This window comes from Corallococcus sp. 4LFB, from assembly GCF_046520365.1.
Lineage (GTDB): Bacteria > Myxococcota > Myxococcia > Myxococcales > Myxococcaceae > Corallococcus > Corallococcus caeni.
The window spans coordinates 1-1746 of the sequence record NZ_JBKGHJ010000918.1; the positions used below are offsets into that span (position 1 = coordinate 1).

The 1746-nt window shown below is 73.6% G+C and carries 2 protein-coding genes; both read right to left on the reverse strand.

Annotated features, from left to right (window positions below; translation table 11 throughout):
* The coding region (locus tag ACLEQD_RS42770) for a methyl-accepting chemotaxis protein (RefSeq protein WP_410391706.1) at positions 1-1280 on the reverse strand (1280 nt) is incomplete at its 3' end.
* Positions 1261-1746, reverse strand: a 486-nt coding sequence (locus ACLEQD_RS42775) for a chemotaxis protein CheW (protein WP_410391707.1), incomplete at its 5' end; no start/stop codon positions are given. The genes ACLEQD_RS42775 and ACLEQD_RS42770, both read right to left, overlap by 20 nt.

Sequence of the window (1746 nt, forward strand, 5' to 3'; positions counted from 1 at the left end):
GCCGCGGCCGTGCTCCCGGCGCGCGCCGCCTCGATGCTGGCGTTGAGCGACAGGAGGTTCGTGCGGTCCGCGATGAGGTTGATGGTCTGCACGATGTCGCCAATCTCCTCGGCGCGCCGGCCCATCTCCTTCATCACCCCGGACGACTCCACGATGGACTGGCGGATGCGGCCGAAGCCCGCGATGGAGCGCGCCACGGTGGCGCCGCCCTCGCGCGCGCTCGTGCCCACGCGCTCCGCGGCCTGCCGCGCCTCCTCCGTCAGCTGCGACGCGCGGCGCGTGGAGGACTCCAGCTGAGAGGACGCGGTGGCGCTGGTGGACGCCAGGCCGTTGATGCTCTCCGCCGCGCGGGCCACCGCCTGGGCGGAGCGCGACAGCTGCTCGATGGTGGCCGCGTTGGCGTCCACCACGGCGGCGTTCTTCTCCGAGGTGGCGGCCACCTCCTCCACGCTGGCGGCCACCTCCTGCACGGTGGACGCGGTGGTGACCGCGCTCGCCTCCAGGGTGCGCGTGTGGTCGGCGACGCCGCGCACGCTGCGCGCCACCTCCTCCGTGGCGGCGGCCGCGTCCTCCACGCTGGCGGACATGGTGGTCGCGTCCCGCACCACGTCCTGGAGCGTCTTGCCCAGGGACACGACGGCGCCGGACACCTGGCCCATGCGCTCGCCCACGCCCTGCGCGTCCGAGGACAGGCGGGTGATGCCCTTGGACATCTCCTCGATGGTGGCGGCGACCTCCTCCGTGGTGGCGGCGCTGGTCTGGTTGCGCGACACCAGGTCCTCCACCGTGGCGGTCATCTCCTGCATGCTCGCCAGCAGCTCCTCGCTGGAGGCGGCCAGGTCCTCCGCGTTGGCGCTCACGCCCTTCACCGAGCGCGCCACCTGCTCCAGGGTGGAGGCCGTCACGTCCGCGCTGGAGGCGAGCATGCCCGCGTCCTTGCGCACGCTGGACACCGACGCCGTCACCTCCTGCATCGCGGCCGCGGTGGTCTCCGCCTCCTGCTGCACGCCCCTGGCCGCGTCGCTCACCGACGTCTGGCTGCGCACCAGCGCCTGCACCGCGGTGCTCGTCTGCTCCACCTGCGCGGCCACGGACTCAATGGCGATTCTCACCTGCTCGCCCGCCGCCGCCTGCTCGTTGCCGGCCGAGGCCAGCCGCGTCGCGAGCTGCTCGGTGGACTTCACCAGCCCTCCGCCCTCGGCCACCTGGTGCGAGGCGCGCTCGGCCAGCGCGCGCGCGTCCTCCAGCTTCCGCACGCTGTTACCGTTGTCCGTCGACATCCGCCGCCTCCTCCCCGACCACCCGGGGGAAATCAATGAGCATCACCAGCCGCGGGCCCACCTGCGCCACGGCCTTCACGAACCCCTTCGCCCCCTCCACCACCATGGGTGGGGGCGGCTGGATGGTGCGCGGATCCAGCTTCAACACCTCGCGCGCGCTGTCCACGAGCAGCCCCACGGTGCGCTCGCCCAGCTGCCCCACCACCACCCGCGAATCCAGCGACGGCGTCCCCGCGGGCAGCCCGAAGCGGACGCGCGCGTCCACCACGGGGATGACGCGGCCCCGCACCTGCACCAGGCCGGCCACGTGCGAGGGCGCCCCGGGCACCGGCGTCGCGCCGGTGAAGGACTCCATCTGCACCACGTCCGCCGCGGGCATCGCGTATTCCGACCCGTCCACCTTGAACAACACGTGCAGCACGTTCATGACACCCACTCCCCCGCGCGCGGCGCCCGCTTGCGGCGG